Below are 14,690 nucleotides of genomic sequence, written 5' to 3'. Positions count from 1 at the left end.
AAGCCCGTGACCATCGGGCGTTCAGCGGAGTTTTCCGATAAAAAAAACTCCCTTTTTTGAGTAATTCCGGTATAGTGCGCGCCGGCCTTTAGCCGGGCCACGTTTAGGTAATGCAATTCCCCGAAGTCAGCTTCGGCTGCTTGTCCGCTGCGCGGACTATCCTTGACGATCCATTCATCCAATCGTTTTCGCAAATCCCCGCCGACAAAGCTGCCAGGGTGACTCTTGAGTCTTACACGGCATGCGCAGCTTTGGAGCATGGGTCTTTGCGGATGCACTTAGAGGCAGACCCATGACCCAGGAAATCGGCGGCTTCGCCGCTCTTGAACTTCATCCCAATATTGTCGCTGCAGTAGTCGCTACCGGCTATGAAGAGCCTTCGGCTATTCAGCAGCAGTCGATCCCGATCATCCTTGCCGGTCACGATATGATTGGTCAGGCGCAAACCGGTACCGGTAAAACCGCTGCCTTTGCCCTGCCTATCCTGCACCGCATTGATCCGTCCAAGCGCGAGCCGCAAGCTCTGATCCTGGCCCCAACCCGTGAGTTGGCGCTACAAGTTGCAACCGCTTTCGAAACCTACGCCAAGCAAATGCCGGGCGTGACTGTTGTGGCCGTCTACGGCGGTGCGCCGATGGGCCCACAATTGAAAGCAATCCGTAATGGCGCACAGATCGTTGTCGCCACTCCGGGCCGTCTGTGCGACCACCTGCGTCGCGACGAAAAAGTCCTGGCCACCGTGAACCACCTGGTTCTCGACGAAGCCGACGAAATGCTCAAGCTGGGCTTCATGGATGACCTGGAAGTCATCTTCAAGGCCATGCCTGAGTCCCGCCAGACCGTACTGTTTTCGGCCACTCTGCCGCAGTCGATCCGGGCCATCGCCGAGCGTCACCTGAAGGACCCGAAACACGTCAAGATCCAGAGCAAGACCCAGACCGTCACCGCGATCGAGCAGGCTCACCTGCTGGTTCACGCTGACCAGAAGACCTCTGCTGTTCTGAGCCTGCTGGAAGTTGAAGATTTCGACGCCCTGATCATGTTCGTGCGCACCAAGCAAGCGACCCTGGATCTGGCCAGTGCCCTGGAAGCCAAAGGCTACAAGGCCGCTGCGCTGAACGGTGACATTGCCCAGAACCAGCGTGAGCGCGTCATCGACTCCCTCAAGGATGGCCGTCTGGACATCGTTGTCGCGACCGACGTAGCCGCTCGTGGTCTGGACGTACCGCGCATCACCCACGTATTCAACGTGGACATGCCATACGACCCGGAATCCTACGTGCACCGTATTGGCCGTACCGGCCGTGCCGGTCGCGAAGGTCGTGCGCTGCTGCTGGTGACTCCGCGTGAGCGCCGCATGCTGCAAGTGATCGAGCGTGTGACCGGTCAGAAGGTTGCCGAAGTTCGCCTGCCGGACGCCCAAGCTGTTCTTGATGCTCGCATCAAGAAGCTGACCAACAGCCTGTCGCCTCTGGTAGCTGACGCTGAAGCCACCCACGGTGAGCTGCTGGATCGCCTGACTGCCGATATCGGTTGCAGCCCGCGTGCCCTGGCCGCGGCCCTGCTGCGCAAGGCCACCAACGGTCAAGCGCTGAACCTGGCAGCCATCGAGAAAGAGCGTCCACTGGTGCCCAACAGCGCTCCACGTGGTGATCGTCCTGAGCGTTCCGGTGATCGTCCAGATCGTGGTGACCGTGAGCGTCGCGCGCCAATGCCTCTGGGCGAAGGTCGTGCGCGCTGCCGTACCGCACTGGGTGCTCGTGACGGTATCGCCGCCAAGAACCTCTTGGGCGCGATCCTCAACGAAGGTGGCCTGGCTCGTGAGGCTATCGGTCGCATCCAGGTGCGCGACAGCTTCAGTCTGGTAGAGCTGCCGGAAGACGGTCTGGACCGTCTGCTGACCAAGCTCAAAGACACTCGCGTTGCCGGCAAGCAGCTGAAGCTGCGTCGCTACCGCGAAGATTGATCCGCCCTCGGGCTGATTGATCAGGCATAAAAAATCCCCGACTGGTTCGGGGATTTTTTTTGCCTGGGATTTGCAGGCGTCGGCTTGCCGGAGAGCTATCAGCCGAAGCGATAGATATCCATGCCCAGCGCGCCCATGGTGAACCCCTGGTGGGCCACGCTGAATTCGCCACCGGCACCTCGGGCGAAGTACAGCGGCAGCAGGTGTTCATCGCTCGGGTGGCTGCGCACGGCATTCGGTGCCTGCTGCCGATAGTCGTGCAGGGCTGCTTCGTCGTTGGCCGCCAGTTTTTCGATCATCCAGTCACGAAAGACCTTGGCCCAGGGTTCGACACTTTCCGGGCCAGCGTGCCAGTCCAGTTCCCGCAGGTTGTGGGTAATGCTGCCGGAGCCGATCAGCAACACGCCTTGTTCCCGCAGGCTCGCCAAGGCACGGCCGATGCGGGTCTGCAGGGCGGGGCCCAGGCGACTGGGCAGCGACAATTGGATCACCGGGATGTCTGCTTGCGGGTACATCAGCGACAGCGGCACCCAGGCGCCGTGGTCGAAGGGGCGCTGGTTGTCCAGCTGCGCCGGCAGGCCGTCGGCCTTGAGCAGCTCCACCACTTGTGCCGCCAGTTCAGGATCGCCGGGAGCCGGGTATTGCACGGCAAACAGGGCGGCGGGGAAGCCGCCGAAGTCATGCCAGGTTTCCGGATGAGGGTGGGCGCTGACCCGCAGATCCTGGCTTTCCCAATGGGCTGAAACCACCAGGATCGCCTTGGGGCGTGGCAGCTGTGCCGCTAGGTTGGCCAGGGCGGGACCACTGGCACCGGGCTCCAGGGCCAGCATGGGGGAACCGTGGGAGATAAACAGGCTGGGAAGCATGAAGAAGGTCCTGAAGGTTAAGATGCGCCATCTTCAATCAGATCATTGATCTAAATCTAATATAAGTTTTAGCGCTTTTTGATCGAATTTTAAGGACTTCTCATGCACGCGGACTTTTGGCACAAGCGCTGGGAGCGCGATCAGATCGGCTTTCACCTGGCAGAGGTCAATCCCTACCTGCAACAGTACTGGCCGAGTTTGGGCCTGCCCACGGACGCGCGGGTGCTGGTGCCCCTGTGCGGCAAGAGCCTGGACCTGATCTGGCTTGCCAACCAGGGTTTTCAGGTGCTGGGCATCGAGTTGGCGGAGAAGGCCGTTGAGGACTTCTTTCGCGAGCACAATCTAGAACCGCAGCTCAGCCAGCAAGGCGGCTTCAAGGTCTATGCCCATGGTCCGATCCAGCTCTGGTGCGGCGACTTCTTTACCCTGGCTGCCGAGGATATGGCGGGTTGTACCGCACTGTACGACCGTGCCGCGATGATCGCCTTGCCCCCCGAAATGCGTCAGCGCTACGCCGCGCACCTCAATGCTCTGCTACCTGCGGGCTGTAAGGGGCTGTTGATTACCATGGATTACGATCAGTCCCAGTTGGACGGTCCACCATTCGCGGTACTCGACGATGAAGTCCGTCAGCGGCTCGGGAGTACTTGGCAGCTGGAGGTAGAGGTTGAGCGCGATATTCTTGGGGAGAGCTGGAAGTTTCTCCAGAATGGAGTCACGCGGCTGGTGGAGCGAGTCTATCGTCTGGAAAAGCAGGGCGGACGCTGACAGGTATTTTCCCGCGCCATGCAAAAGGGCGACTCGCGTCGCCCTTTTGGGTGTTTCCGGTTGGCTGATCAGCCGCGACGACGCAGGGCGTCGATACGCTCTTCCAGCGGCGGGTGGCTCATGAACATACGAGCCAGGCCCTGCTTGATACCGCCGTTGATGCCGAAGGCGTTCAGGGTGTCGGGCATATGCACCGGCAGGCCCTGTTCCGAGCGCAGGCGCTGCAGGGCGCCGATCATGGCGTTGGTGCCGGCCAGGCGGGCACCGGCTTCGTCGGCACGGTATTCCCGCTTGCGCGAGAACCACATGACGATGGCGCTGGCGAGAAAGCCCAGAACCAGTTCGGCGAAGATGGTCGCCACGTAGTAGGCAATGCCCTGGCCTTCTTCGTTCTTGAAGATCACCTTGTCGACGAAGTTGCCGATGATCCGCGCGAAGAACATCACGAAGGTGTTCACCACGCCCTGGATCAGTGCCAGGGTCACCATGTCGCCGTTGGCAACGTGACCGATCTCGTGGGCCAGCACGGCCTTGACTTCATCGGGCGAGAAACGCTCCAGCAGGCCTTGGCTGACCGCCACTAGGGCGTCGTTCTTGTTCCAGCCGGTGGCGAAGGCGTTGGCCTCGTAGGCCGGGAAAATACCCACTTCGGGCATCTTGATCCCGGCTTCGCGGGATAGTTGCTCAACGGTTTGCAACAACCATTGCTCATGGCGGGTGCGCGGTTGAGTGATGATCTGCGTGCTGGTGCTCATCTTCGCCATCCACTTGGAGATGAACAGTGAGAACAGCGAACCGGCAAAACCAAAGACCGCACAGAAAATCAGCAGCTGATTGAGGTTCAGGTCAACCCCATTGGCCGCCATGAACCCGTTGAAGCCGAAAAGGCTCAGGGTGATGCTGGCAATCAGCACGACCGCAAGGTTAGTGGCCAAAAACAGCAGGATTCGCATCATGGTTGTAGAAATCTCCTCAAGCTAAAGATGTAGCGTACTGCGGGGTATATAAGGTGCAGCAACGGCCTATTCAATACGGCTTCTATTTCAAACTGTGTCGCTTGGCCCGGGGCTAGACGCTCGCCTTGCAACTTCATCGGGGATTGTCACAGGCGATTGTCAGGCACGGCCAACCCCCGACTTCGGCGCAGACCTTGTGACAGTGGGCAGGGTGGAAAGTGCAAGCTTATAGAAGGGGCGTGGAGCAGGGCAGTGAAGATGTGTTGCTGAATTAATCGCAGTGCGATCGGGTCAGGATCGCACTGCGTCGTACGGATTACTGGCGGTAGGACTTGAGGAAACTTCCGATCCGACCGATGGCCTGTTCCAGGTCATCTACCCGAGGCAGGGTCACCACGCGGAAGTGATCGGGCCAAGGCCAGTTGAACGCGGTGCCCTGGACTACCAGGAGCTTTTCCGAGAGCAGCAGGTCGAGGACGAACTTCTCGTCATTGTGGATCGGGCAGATCTTAGGATCGATCCGCGGGAAGGCGTACAGCGCGCCCATGGGTTTCACGCAGCTCACACCGGGAATGTCGTTGAGCAGCTCCCAGGTGCGGTTGCGCTGTTCCAGCAGGCGGCCCGGCGGTAGCACCAGATCATTGATGCTCTGGTAACCGCCCAGGGCGGTCTGGATCGCATGCTGGCTGGGCACGTTGGCGCATAGGCGCATGTTGGCCAGCATGTCGATGCCTTCGATATAGCTCAGCGCATGCTGCTTGGGACCGGAAATGGCCACCCAGCCGGAACGGAAACCCGCCACCCGATAGGATTTGGACAATCCGTTGAAGGTCAGGCACAGCAGGTCCGGCGCCAGGGAGGCGGTGCAGATATGCACAGCGTCATCGTAGAGGATCTTGTCGTAGATCTCGTCCGAGAACACCACCAGGTTGTGCTGACGGGCCAGTTCCAGCATGCCCAGCAGCACTTCCTTGGGGTACACGGCGCCGGTGGGGTTGTTCGGGTTGATGATCACCAGGGCCTTGGTGTTCGGGGTGATCTTGGCCTTGATGTCGGCCAGGTCCGGCCACCAGTTGGCCTGCTCGTCGCACAGGTAGTGCACCGGGTTGCCGCCGGCCAGGCTCACCGCGGCGGTCCACAGCGGGTAATCGGGCGCCGGGACCAGCACTTCGTCGCCATTGTTGAGCAGGGCCTGCATGGCCATCACGATCAGCTCGGAGACGCCGTTGCCCAGGTAGATGTCTTCAATGCCAATGCCTTCCACCTGTTTCTGCTGGTAGTACTGCATCACCGCCTTGCGCGCACTGAACAGGCCCTTGGAGTCGCTGTAGCCCTGGGCGGTGGGCAGGTTGCGGATCACATCCTGAAGAATTTCGTCCGGCGCTTCGAAACCAAAGGGTGCCGGGTTGCCGATATTCAGCTTGAGGATGCGATGGCCTTCCTCTTCCAGGCGTTTGGCGTGCTTGAGCACTGGGCCGCGAATGTCATAACAGACGTTGGCGAGCTTGTTCGATTTGCTGACCTGCATGGCGATGTGTTCCCGAAAATGAACGATCCAGGCGGAGGATGAACTACCGTACTGGGAATCCTGCCGTGTCACACCGGCCTGTAGCCCGCACCGGCTGCGGCAAAATCCGTTTGAATGGGTGTAACGCGGCTGCCAGACTGGCGTCTGACGAGGCGCAATCATACGTGCCGCCCGATCCGTGGAAAAGATACAGATCGGGCTTTTTCCGTTGCAGAGGAAGGACCATGGAAAAGCTGGAAAAAACCCTGGAAGAGTGGCGGGCGATGCTCGATCCGGAGCAGTACAACGTCTGCCGGCTCAAGGGCACCGAACGCCCCTTCTCGGGCAAGTACAACGGCACCAAGACCGATGGGGTCTATCATTGCATCTGCTGCAATGAGCCGCTGTTCGACTCCACGGCCAAATTCGACTCCGGTTGTGGCTGGCCGAGTTTCTTTGAACCCATCGCCGACAGTGCCATGGTCGAGATTCGTGACGTGAGCCACGGCATGATCCGGACCGAAGTGGTCTGTGCCAAATGCGATGCCCACCTGGGCCATGTTTTCCCGGACGGTCCGCCGCCCACCGGCTTGCGTTATTGCATCAACTCGGTGTGCCTGGATCTGGTTCCGCGTTAAGTAACAGGGCGATTCTTCGGAGTCGCCTTTCGATTAATTAAATTGCGCACAATTTAATTGGGCGCTATTTTTCCGCCTCTTATCTTGAATGGAATTGCTGCCATGACCGATTCGCTGCTGACTATTCCCTGCACCACCATCAAGGGTGAACAGAAGACCCTGGCGGACTTCGCCGGCAAGGCTGTGCTGGTGGTCAACACCGCCAGCAAGTGTGGTTTCACCCCCCAGTACAAGGGGCTGGAGGAGCTGTGGCAGACCTACAAGGACCAGGGCCTGGTGGTGCTGGGCTTCCCGTGCAACCAGTTCGGCAAGCAGGAACCGGGCAATGAAGGGGCGATTTTCGAGTTCTGCGAGCTGAACTACGGCGTCAGCTTCCCGCTGTTCAAGAAGATCGAAGTCAATGGCGCCGCCGCCCACCCGCTGTTCGTCCAGTTGAAGAAACGTGCACCCGGGGTCCTGGGTTCCCAGGGCATCAAATGGAATTTCACCAAGTTCCTGATTGGCCAGGACGGCAAGCTGGTCAAGCGCTTCGCGCCAGCGACCAAGCCTCAGGACCTGAGCCGCGAGATTGAAGCCCTGCTCAAATGAACGACCTGTCGGTGGATTCACTGAAACTCGATTCCCAGCTGTGCTTCAAACTGTACGCTGCCTCGCGAGCGGTGGTTCGTGGCTACAAGCCGATGCTCGACTGTCTGGGCCTGACCTACCCGCAGTACCTGGTGATGCTGGTGCTGTGGGAGTGGCAGGCGGCGCCTGTGCCGCAGCCAACGGTGAAGGCCCTGGGGGAGCGTCTGTCCCTGGATTCCGGCACCCTGACCCCGCTGCTCAAGCGTCTTGAGCAGCTGCAACTGGTGCAGCGTCAACGCTCAGGGCGTGATGAGCGGGAAGTGCACCTGAGCTTGAGTGAAACAGGCCTGGCGCTACGGGATCAGGTGCCGCCGCTCAAGGCGGCGCTGCTGTGCGACAGCGGGGTCGACCTCAACAGTCTGGACCAGTTGCGCGACGGCCTCGATCACTTGCTGCGGCAGATCAAAGCCTTGTCGTAGTGGGCACCCACAGATCCAGCAGGGCGATCAGTTCCTCGCGACGGAATGGCTTGGCCAGGTAGTCACTCATGCCCGCCACCCGGCAGCGTTCGCGCTCCTCGGGCATGGCATTGGCGGTCAGGGCAATGATCGGCAAGTCCGGCCAGCGTCCGCTGCGACGGATCTGTCGGCTGGCCTCGTAACCGTCCATGACCGGCATGTTGCAGTCCATCAGCACCAGGTCGAAGCGGTTGTGTTCCAGCTGGTTGAGGGCCTCGGCGCCATGGGCGGCCACGGTCACGGCGCAGCCGAGCTTGCTGAGCATGCCTTTAGCCACCAGCTGGTTCACCGGGTTGTCCTCCACCAGCAGGATGTCTGCCCGGCGGATCTGCGCCGGCATTTCCAGCTGGGCGTCATTGAGGGTAATGGTTTCCGCCAGCAACGAGCGGCGCAGGGTCTGATACAAGGCATTGCGCGCCAGGGGGCGAGCCTGTTGCTGCAGCGGCGCCAGGGCGCTGGCCTCTTCGCTGGGCAGGAAGCTGCCATAGGCGGTCACCAGCAGGATCGGCGCGGTAATGGCCGGGCGCAGGCCGAACAGGCATTCCGGGCAATCGGTGATCAGCAGGTCGGGGTCGAGCCCGGCCAGCGAGTCCTCGATGTCGTAGCGCTGGTAGTCGAGCCCCCAGGTCGGCAGCAGGGAACCCAGCAGTTCAGCCAGGCCGCTGCCAGCGTCGGTGATGGCGATGATCTTGCCGGACAGCGCCGGTGGCGCAACGGCCGGGGTGTGGCACGGCAGCGGCAGATCGGCGCAGAACTGACTGCCGAAGCCCACTTCCGAGCTGATGCTCAAGCGCCCGTTCATGGCCTCGCAGAGGTTGTAGGTCAGGGCCAGTCCCAACCCCGTGCCGCCGTATTGGCGAGTGATACCGGCGCCCGCTTGGGTATAGGGCTGGAAGATCCGCACCTGGGCTTCCTGGGCAATGCCGATGCCGGTGTCGCAGATCTCGATACGCACTCCGTCGCCCAGGGTGCTCAGGCGTACATCGACCCGGCCGAAGCGGGTGAACTTGAGGGCATTGGACAGCAGGTTGCTGACGATCTGCCGCACCCGCATCGGGTCCCCCAGCACCAGGGCCGGAAAGTCCGGGGCGATCAGGCAGGCCAGTTCCACGCTGGCTGCCGCGTTCTGCGACAACAGGTTGGCGGTGTCCTCCACCAGCACCCCGAGGTCGAAGGGGATGCGCTCCAGCTCCAACTGCCCAGCGTCGAACTTGGACATGTCGAGAATATCGTTGAGCAGCTCCACCAGGACTTTGCCGGAGTCGTGGGCGATGGACAGTTGCTGGCGCTGTTCGGGGTTCAGCGGGCTGTCCAGGGACAGGGCGATCATTCCCAGCAGGCCGTTGAGCGGTGTGCGGATCTCGTGGCTCATGTTGGCCAGGAACGCAGCGCGGGCCTGGGCCATGTCCAGGGCGGTGCGCCGGGCGACTTCCAGCTCCTCGTTGGACTGGCTGAGCCGGGCGTTGCTGGCCTTGAGTTCGGTGGTGCGTGCCGAGACGATGTTTTCCAGCTGTCCGAGGTATTCGGTCAGGCGGTTCTCGGCATTGCGTCGTTGCTGGATCTCGGTGGCCATGATCTCGAACTGCTGGTTGGCCACCTTGACCAAGACCCCGACTTCATCGTTCTCGTGGCCGTGGGGAAACTCCAGTCTGGTCTGTTGCGGGCTGCGCGGGTCACGGCTGCTGAGCTCGCGGATTACCCCCACCAGGGGTTTGGTCAGCATCACGTAGAACAGGGCCAGGAGAATCCCGGTGAGGATCAGGCTACGGGCGAAGCCGTTGATCAGGGTGACCTCGGCACGGCGCAGGAAGCGGCTGCCGAAGGCGTAGGTGTCGACGTCCAGGTGCAGGGTGCCGAGAGACTCCTCGGGCAGGTGGCTGAGGTACAGACGGTCCTCGAACTGCCGGTCGGCACCGAACAGGAAGTCGCTGAGGGCCCGGTAACGGCTCTGTTGCGCGGGCCGTTCGACGTTGGCCAACAGGGTATTGTTGTTGTCGATGAGCTGCGCACGAATGATCGCCGGGGAACGCAGCAGGCCCAGGGTCAGTTCCTGGGCCAGTTCGGAGTCGATGTTGTAGGCAATGCGTGAGGCCGGGTTGTGACTGATTTCCAGCAGTGACTGAATTTCACGATTGATGGAGGCATCTTCGCTGGCATAATCGATGCCGATTTGCAGCAGACTGAGCGCGGTCCCCAGAATGAAACCCACCAGCACGGTGAGCCGTGCCTGTTTATAGGACAGGCGGTTGGTGAACTTGATATCCATGGGGGGCTGAACCACTTTCGTTTCCCTTCGCTGCGCAAGCATAGCTGATCATCTTTGGTTGCCGGCCTGGCCTGGCAGCAGCTGATAAGGCGATAGACCCTTTGATCAGGACGGCGTTTGGTCTGTGTGACGCATCATTACCTTGAACGTGCCTGAGGAAAAGTCGTGGATGCCCGATTGAATGCATTTCTTGAACGTGCCGATGCTGTCCTGGCCCGGATCGAACCGCTGCTGCCCACCTTGCGCCAGAGCATCGACTGGAACCAATGCCTGGCAGCCCGTTGGCAGCGTGAAGGCCGCAGCGGCTTCCTGCTGCCCCTGGAAGTCAGCCTGGATATGCGCCTGAGCGATCTGATCGGGGTCGACAAGCAGCGCGAGCAGTTGGCACGCAATACCCAGCAGTTCCTCGACGGCCTGCCGGCCAACCATGCCTTGCTCTGGGGCTCCCGTGGCACCGGTAAATCCTCCCTGGTGCGTGCCTTGCTGGCCGAGCACGCCAAGGGCGGTCTGCGGCTGATCGAGATCGAGCGCGATCACCTGGCGGACCTGCCGCGGGTGGTGGAGCAACTGGTCAAGCTGCCCCAGCGTTTCGTGCTGTTCTGCGACGACCTGTCGTTCGAGGCCGGCGAGGGCGACTACCGGGTGCTCAAGAGCGTACTCGATGGCTCCCTGGAGCAGGCTCCGGAAAACGTGCTGTTGTACGCCACCTCGAACCGTCGGCACCTGGTGCCGGAAAAGGAAAGCGACAACGAGAACTGGAAGCGCGTCGACGGCGAACTGCACCCCAGCGAAGCGGTGGAGGACAAGATTGCCTTGTCGGACCGCTTTGGCCTGTGGCTGTCGTTCTACCCCTTCACCCAGGAACACTTCCTCAATGTGGTGGAGCACTGGATCGGCGAGCTGGCGAGCAAGGCGGGCCTGAAGTGGCAGCGCGACGAGGCCCTGGACATTCTGGCGGTGCGCTGGGCCACGGGCCGGGGCAACCGTAACGGCCGTTGTGCCTATCAATTTGCCCGCTATTGGGTGGGTTTGCAGTTGTTGGAGCAAAAAGCATGATCGATTTGCAAAGCGCCGGCCAAGGCCTCAATGGCTATGGGTTGCTGTGCGCACAGCTGGAGTCGCTGTTGGCCGATGAACGCGACTTTATCGCCAATGCGGCGCAGTTCTCGGCGTTCCTGTTCAGCCAGTTGGATGACCTGAACTGGGCGGGGTTCTACCTCAACCGCAACCAGGAATTGGTGCTCGGCCCGTTCCAGGGCCAGATCGCCTGCGTGCGGATTCCCTTTGGCCGTGGGGTGTGCGGCACTGCTGCGGCCACCCTGCAGACCCAACGAGTGGAAGACGTGCATGCCTTTGCCGGACACATCGCCTGTGACAGTGCTTCCAACAGCGAGTTGGTGGTGCCGTTGCTCAAGGATGGCCGGCTGATCGGCGTGCTCGACCTGGACAGCCCCAAGCTGGCCCGCTTCAGCGTGGCGGATCAGGCGGGGATCGAGCAACTGGCAGCGATCTTCCTGCGCCTGAGCGACTGCTGACGTCTAGCGGGCGCTCAAGCCCGCCTTCTGCAACAGTGCGTCCTGATCCACCGGGTCCACCTGCTGCGGCGCCAGGAAGCGTTCGGCGTAGCGCTGGTAGATCCGTTGCTGGATGAACAACTCGAACAATTCCGGGTCGATGTGGGCGTCGCGGCACATCATGGCCATGATGTTCAGCGCTTCACTCAGGGTCTTGCCCTTCTTGTAGGGACGGTCTGCCGCAGTCAGGGCCTCGAAAATATCGGCAATCGCCATCATCCGCGCCGGCAGGCTCATCTGCTCGCGCTTGAGCTGTTTGGGGTAGCCGCTGCCGTCCATTTTCTCGTGATGGCCGCCGGCGATCTCCGCCACGTTCTGCAAGTGGCTGGGGAAGGGCAGGTGCTCGAGCATGATGATGGTCTGCACGATGTGGTGGTTGATCACATAGCGCTCCTCGGCGGTCAGCGTGCCCCGGGGAATGCTCAGGTTGTACAGCTCGCCACGGTTGTACTTGTGGGCCGGCATCTGGAGCTTGAAGCCCCAGGGATTGTCCGCCGCCATGATCTCCACGGCACTGCGCTCCAGCAGATGTTCCGGCTTGTCCGCCAGCAGTCGCTCCTGCACCGGCAGGCTGGGCGCTGGCGTGCGCTCCTGGCGTTGCTGCTCTTCCCAGGAAACTCCCAGGCGATCATCCAGGGTCCGGCTCCAGGTGCGCTGGGCGATGTTCTGCAAGCGCTGCTGGTCGGCCTCGGCCATGAACTCGGCCCCCAGATTGCAGCGCGCGACAAAAGCGAAATCCTCATCCAGGACCTGCAGGCGGGCGTCGCGCTCGGCGGCCTGGGTGGATGCCTCGGCGCCTTCGGCCACGGCCCGCCAGTAGTCGATCCAGGCATCGCGCTTGAGCACTTCGAAGCGGGTGCGGATTTCATGAATCCGGTCATTCAGGGTTTCCAGCTTGGTGGCCTTGTCCACCACGTATTCCGGGGTCGTGACCTTGCCGCAGTCATGCAGCCAGGCGGCGATATGCAAGGCTTCCCACTCGTCGTCGCTGGGTTGGTAGGCGGCGAACCTCGGGTCCTGGCTGGCGGCAGCGGCTTCGGCCAGCATCAGGGTCAGGGCCGGCACGCGCTGGCAGTGGCCGCCGGTGTAGGGACTCTTGGCATCGATGGCACCGGCCAGCAACTGGATAAAAGCGTCCAGCAACTGCTTCTGCTTGTTCTGCAGGCGCTGGCTCTCGATGCACAGCGCGGCGGTGGCGGACACGGCCTGGATAAAGGCGATACGGTCTGGGCTGAGTTTGTCCAGGTCAGCCTCGGTGCCGCTGTCCACCAGAAACAGCAAGAGCATGCCCACCGTTTCGTTGTGCCGATTGCGCAAGCGGATGCCCACCAGATGGGCGCTGGGACTGTCCAGGGCCAGTAGCACGCTTTGCAGGCTGCCGGCCTGTTCGAAACCCAGGGTCGTGACCACATTGTCGTTGTCGGTCAATTGATGCAGCCAGTCCGGGAGTCTCGGGTCCGTCAGGTCCTTGGTGGCGATATTGAAGCGCGGCAGGTCCTGGAGTTGCCCATCGATGATCAGGCCATAGGGCTCCAGGCGCGAACCCTTGCTTTCCGAGAGGTAGATCAGCCCGGCCTGGGCCTGGGCGATCTTCACGGTCTCGAACAGCACCCGTTGCAACAGGGGATCGAAGCGGGTTTCGGCGGACAGACTGGCGTTGATCTCGAAGAAACTGGCCAGGGTCTCCTTCATCCTGGCCATGGACAGGCTCAGTTGGTCCACCTCCAGCACGGGCGAGCGCCGCGACACCGGGTAGTCGAAATTGAAGCTGCGGATGGCATCCGCCTCCTGTACCAGGGCGTGCAGTGGCCGCACCAGAATGCGCGAGATCAGCCAGCCAAGGGGCAGGCACAGCAGCAGGGTGGTCAGCGTGATCAAGGCCCCTTGCCAGCGCAGGCGGTAGGCATCGGCCAGCAGTTCGTCCTCGGGCACCAGCAACGCCAGTTGCAGCCCGCCGGGTCCGCCTTCGGCGATATGGCTGCTGGCGACTATCCAGTTGCGTCCCAGGGCCTGCAAGTGACCGTCAGTGGTCTGCCCCTGCAACAGGGCATCGAGCACCGGGTTCAGGTCGTTGCCCTTGATCAGGCGCGCGCTGCGTTGCTCCAGCAGCAGCTTGTGGCTTTCGGGGTAGGCCACGACGTTGCCCTGGTCATCCAGCAGCGCCACCTCGGTGGCCGGTGTGACCCGGTGCTTGGCCAGGGTCGACGACAGTTGTTCGAGGGTCAGATCGGCGGCGATCACCGCCATTCTGCCGCTGCGCCGGGCCAGGGTGGTGCCGACGTTGAGGGTGGAATAGAACACATAGGGTCGGGTGGTGATCTGGTCGGCATCGCTTCGGGCGCTGGAGAACCAGTCGCGGGTTCGCGGGTCGTAGCGCTCGTCGGAGTGTTCCAGGCGGTCGATCAGGGACAGCCCTGCGTCATAGAACAGCGACTGGGAGTGAACCTGGCCGCTGCTGGCATTGCGCTCGATGCTCCAGACTTCGTAGGCACTGTCCGGCGGGGCATGGCGCTTGTCCTTGATCTCGGCGTTGCGCAGTGGCCGCACCATGAAGAAGTCGCCATTGGCATATCCCAGGTACAGCGAGGCCAGGTCCGGGTTGTCCAGCAACGACTGGCTGAACGGTCTGAGCAGCGCCAGGCGCTGTTCCAGGTTCGAAGCCTGGGCCGCCGGACTGTCCGCCAGCAGGCTGAGCAGGTGGCGTATGGGGTTGTAGGTGGATTTCAGGTCGCTGCGCACATCCTGTTCGATGCGCTGGAAGAGCTTTTCACTGCTGCCCAGAATGATGCGGGTGGTCTGTTGGTAGTTGTAGATACCCAGCACTACGCCAGTCAGGAGCAGCAGCAGGGTGAACATCGCGCTGATATGGATATGAAGAGGAAAGCGACGTTGTGCAGGCGGTGGCGTGCTCGGCATTCCAATTCTCTCCAAGGGCACATCAGGCATGGCTCAGGAACCAAGCATAGTTAAGGCCGGTACTCTCTGCCTTGGCCCTGCCTGGAGATTAGGGTGTCGGGAAGTCCGTGGGCACGGACCTCGCGGAGGTGAATCATGGCGCTGGAAT

At 61.6% G+C, this 14,690-nt stretch carries 11 protein-coding genes and 1 pseudogene; 7 read left to right on the top strand and 5 right to left on the bottom strand.

Features of this window, described 5'->3' with window-relative positions; genetic code table 11:
* The first annotated feature begins 258 nt into the window (after positions 1-258).
* Positions 259-1,966 (top strand): annotated as a pseudogene (locus tag P7C00_RS22930) (DEAD/DEAH box helicase).
* 98 nt (positions 1,967-2,064) lie between these two features.
* On the opposite strand, the gene P7C00_RS22925 reads toward P7C00_RS22930, so the two are convergent.
* The gene (locus P7C00_RS22925; RefSeq protein ID WP_346632160.1) at positions 2,065-2,832 is read right to left on the bottom strand and encodes a class III extradiol ring-cleavage dioxygenase; all 768 of its coding nucleotides are present in this window, start codon (positions 2,830-2,832) and stop codon (positions 2,065-2,067) included.
* 102 nt (positions 2,833-2,934) lie between these two features.
* Between P7C00_RS22925 and P7C00_RS22920 the strand changes: the two genes are divergently transcribed.
* Complete coding sequence (locus tag P7C00_RS22920) at positions 2,935-3,600, top strand: thiopurine S-methyltransferase (RefSeq protein ID WP_346632159.1); 666 nt, start codon at positions 2,935-2,937, stop codon at positions 3,598-3,600.
* A gap of 68 nt (positions 3,601-3,668) precedes the next feature.
* Here P7C00_RS22920 and htpX read toward each other — a convergent pair whose 3' ends face one another.
* Together htpX and P7C00_RS22910 are read right to left on the bottom strand one after the other, a co-directional pair.
* Positions 3,669-4,556 carry a protease HtpX gene (htpX, locus tag P7C00_RS22915; RefSeq protein ID WP_016965069.1) on the bottom strand — a complete coding sequence of 296 codons (888 nt, stop codon included), beginning with the start codon at positions 4,554-4,556 and terminating at the stop codon, positions 3,669-3,671.
* Between the two features lie 316 nt (positions 4,557-4,872).
* Entirely contained in the window at positions 4,873-6,084 is a 1,212-nt protein-coding gene (locus P7C00_RS22910; RefSeq protein ID WP_123727067.1) for a pyridoxal phosphate-dependent aminotransferase, read from the bottom strand.
* Between the two features lie 224 nt (positions 6,085-6,308).
* Here P7C00_RS22910 and msrB point away from each other — a divergent pair, with 224 nt between their 5' ends.
* The 3 genes from msrB to P7C00_RS22895 all read left to right on the top strand — a co-directional run bounded on the left by msrB (position 6,309) and on the right by P7C00_RS22895 (position 7,747).
* Complete coding sequence (gene msrB / locus P7C00_RS22905; RefSeq protein WP_123727068.1) at positions 6,309-6,701, top strand: peptide-methionine (R)-S-oxide reductase MsrB; 393 nt, start codon at positions 6,309-6,311, stop codon at positions 6,699-6,701.
* 102 nt (positions 6,702-6,803) lie between these two features.
* The gene (locus tag P7C00_RS22900; RefSeq protein WP_404937438.1) at positions 6,804-7,289 is read left to right on the top strand and encodes a glutathione peroxidase; all 486 of its coding nucleotides are present in this window, start codon (positions 6,804-6,806) and stop codon (positions 7,287-7,289) included.
* The gene (locus P7C00_RS22895) at positions 7,286-7,747 is read left to right on the top strand and encodes a MarR family winged helix-turn-helix transcriptional regulator (RefSeq protein ID WP_404937437.1); all 462 of its coding nucleotides are present in this window, start codon (positions 7,286-7,288) and stop codon (positions 7,745-7,747) included. Before P7C00_RS22900 ends, P7C00_RS22895 begins: the two co-directional genes overlap by 4 nt.
* Here the strand turns inward: P7C00_RS22895 and P7C00_RS22890 are convergent.
* Positions 7,731-10,052: a response regulator gene (locus tag P7C00_RS22890; RefSeq protein ID WP_346632157.1), complete on the bottom strand. Its 2,322-nt coding sequence runs from the start codon at positions 10,050-10,052 to the stop codon at positions 7,731-7,733. The two genes, P7C00_RS22895 and P7C00_RS22890, sit on opposite strands and share 17 nt — an antisense overlap.
* 165 nt (positions 10,053-10,217) lie before the next feature.
* On the opposite strand from P7C00_RS22890, the gene P7C00_RS22885 reads away from it, so the two are divergent.
* Both P7C00_RS22885 and P7C00_RS22880 read left to right on the top strand, forming a co-directional pair.
* Positions 10,218-11,108: an ATP-binding protein gene (locus P7C00_RS22885; protein WP_123727072.1), complete on the top strand. Its 891-nt coding sequence runs from the start codon at positions 10,218-10,220 to the stop codon at positions 11,106-11,108.
* Complete coding sequence (locus tag P7C00_RS22880) at positions 11,105-11,587, top strand: GAF domain-containing protein (protein ID WP_346632156.1); 483 nt, start codon at positions 11,105-11,107, stop codon at positions 11,585-11,587. Before P7C00_RS22885 ends, P7C00_RS22880 begins: the two co-directional genes overlap by 4 nt.
* A 3-nt stretch (positions 11,588-11,590) precedes the next feature.
* Here the strand turns inward: P7C00_RS22880 and P7C00_RS22875 are convergent, their stop codons facing one another.
* Positions 11,591-14,542 carry an HD domain-containing phosphohydrolase gene (locus P7C00_RS22875; protein WP_404937436.1) on the bottom strand — a complete coding sequence of 984 codons (2,952 nt, stop codon included), beginning with the start codon at positions 14,540-14,542 and terminating at the stop codon, positions 11,591-11,593.
* Between the last annotated feature and the right edge of the window lie 148 nt (positions 14,543-14,690).

This window comes from Pseudomonas sp. JDS08PS003, from assembly GCF_045013505.1.
Lineage (GTDB): Bacteria > Pseudomonadota > Gammaproteobacteria > Pseudomonadales > Pseudomonadaceae > Aquipseudomonas > Aquipseudomonas protegens_B.
Note: the sequence above shows the minus strand (reverse complement) of the source record. Positions and strands in the feature narration are given on the sequence as shown.

Excerpts from the sequence above, each read along its gene's own strand:
- P7C00_RS22920 (WP_346632159.1), top strand. The coding sequence starts at position 2,935 with ATGCACGCGGACTTTTGGCACAAGCGCTGGGAGCGCGATCAGATCGGC.
- P7C00_RS22900 (WP_404937438.1), top strand. The coding sequence starts at position 6,804 with ATGACCGATTCGCTGCTGACTATTCCCTGCACCACCATCAAGGGTGAA.
- htpX (WP_016965069.1), bottom strand. The coding sequence starts at position 4,556 with ATGATGCGAATCCTGCTGTTTTTGGCCACTAACCTTGCGGTCGTGCTG.
- P7C00_RS22925 (WP_346632160.1), bottom strand. The coding sequence starts at position 2,832 with ATGCTTCCCAGCCTGTTTATCTCCCACGGTTCCCCCATGCTGGCCCTG.
- P7C00_RS22880 (WP_346632156.1), top strand. The coding sequence starts at position 11,105 with ATGATCGATTTGCAAAGCGCCGGCCAAGGCCTCAATGGCTATGGGTTG.
- P7C00_RS22910 (WP_123727067.1), bottom strand. The coding sequence starts at position 6,084 with ATGCAGGTCAGCAAATCGAACAAGCTCGCCAACGTCTGTTATGACATT.
- P7C00_RS22895 (WP_404937437.1), top strand. The coding sequence starts at position 7,286 with ATGAACGACCTGTCGGTGGATTCACTGAAACTCGATTCCCAGCTGTGC.
- P7C00_RS22875 (WP_404937436.1), bottom strand. The coding sequence starts at position 14,542 with ATGCCGAGCACGCCACCGCCTGCACAACGTCGCTTTCCTCTTCATATC.
- P7C00_RS22890 (WP_346632157.1), bottom strand. The coding sequence starts at position 10,052 with ATGGATATCAAGTTCACCAACCGCCTGTCCTATAAACAGGCACGGCTC.
- msrB (WP_123727068.1), top strand. The coding sequence starts at position 6,309 with ATGGAAAAGCTGGAAAAAACCCTGGAAGAGTGGCGGGCGATGCTCGAT.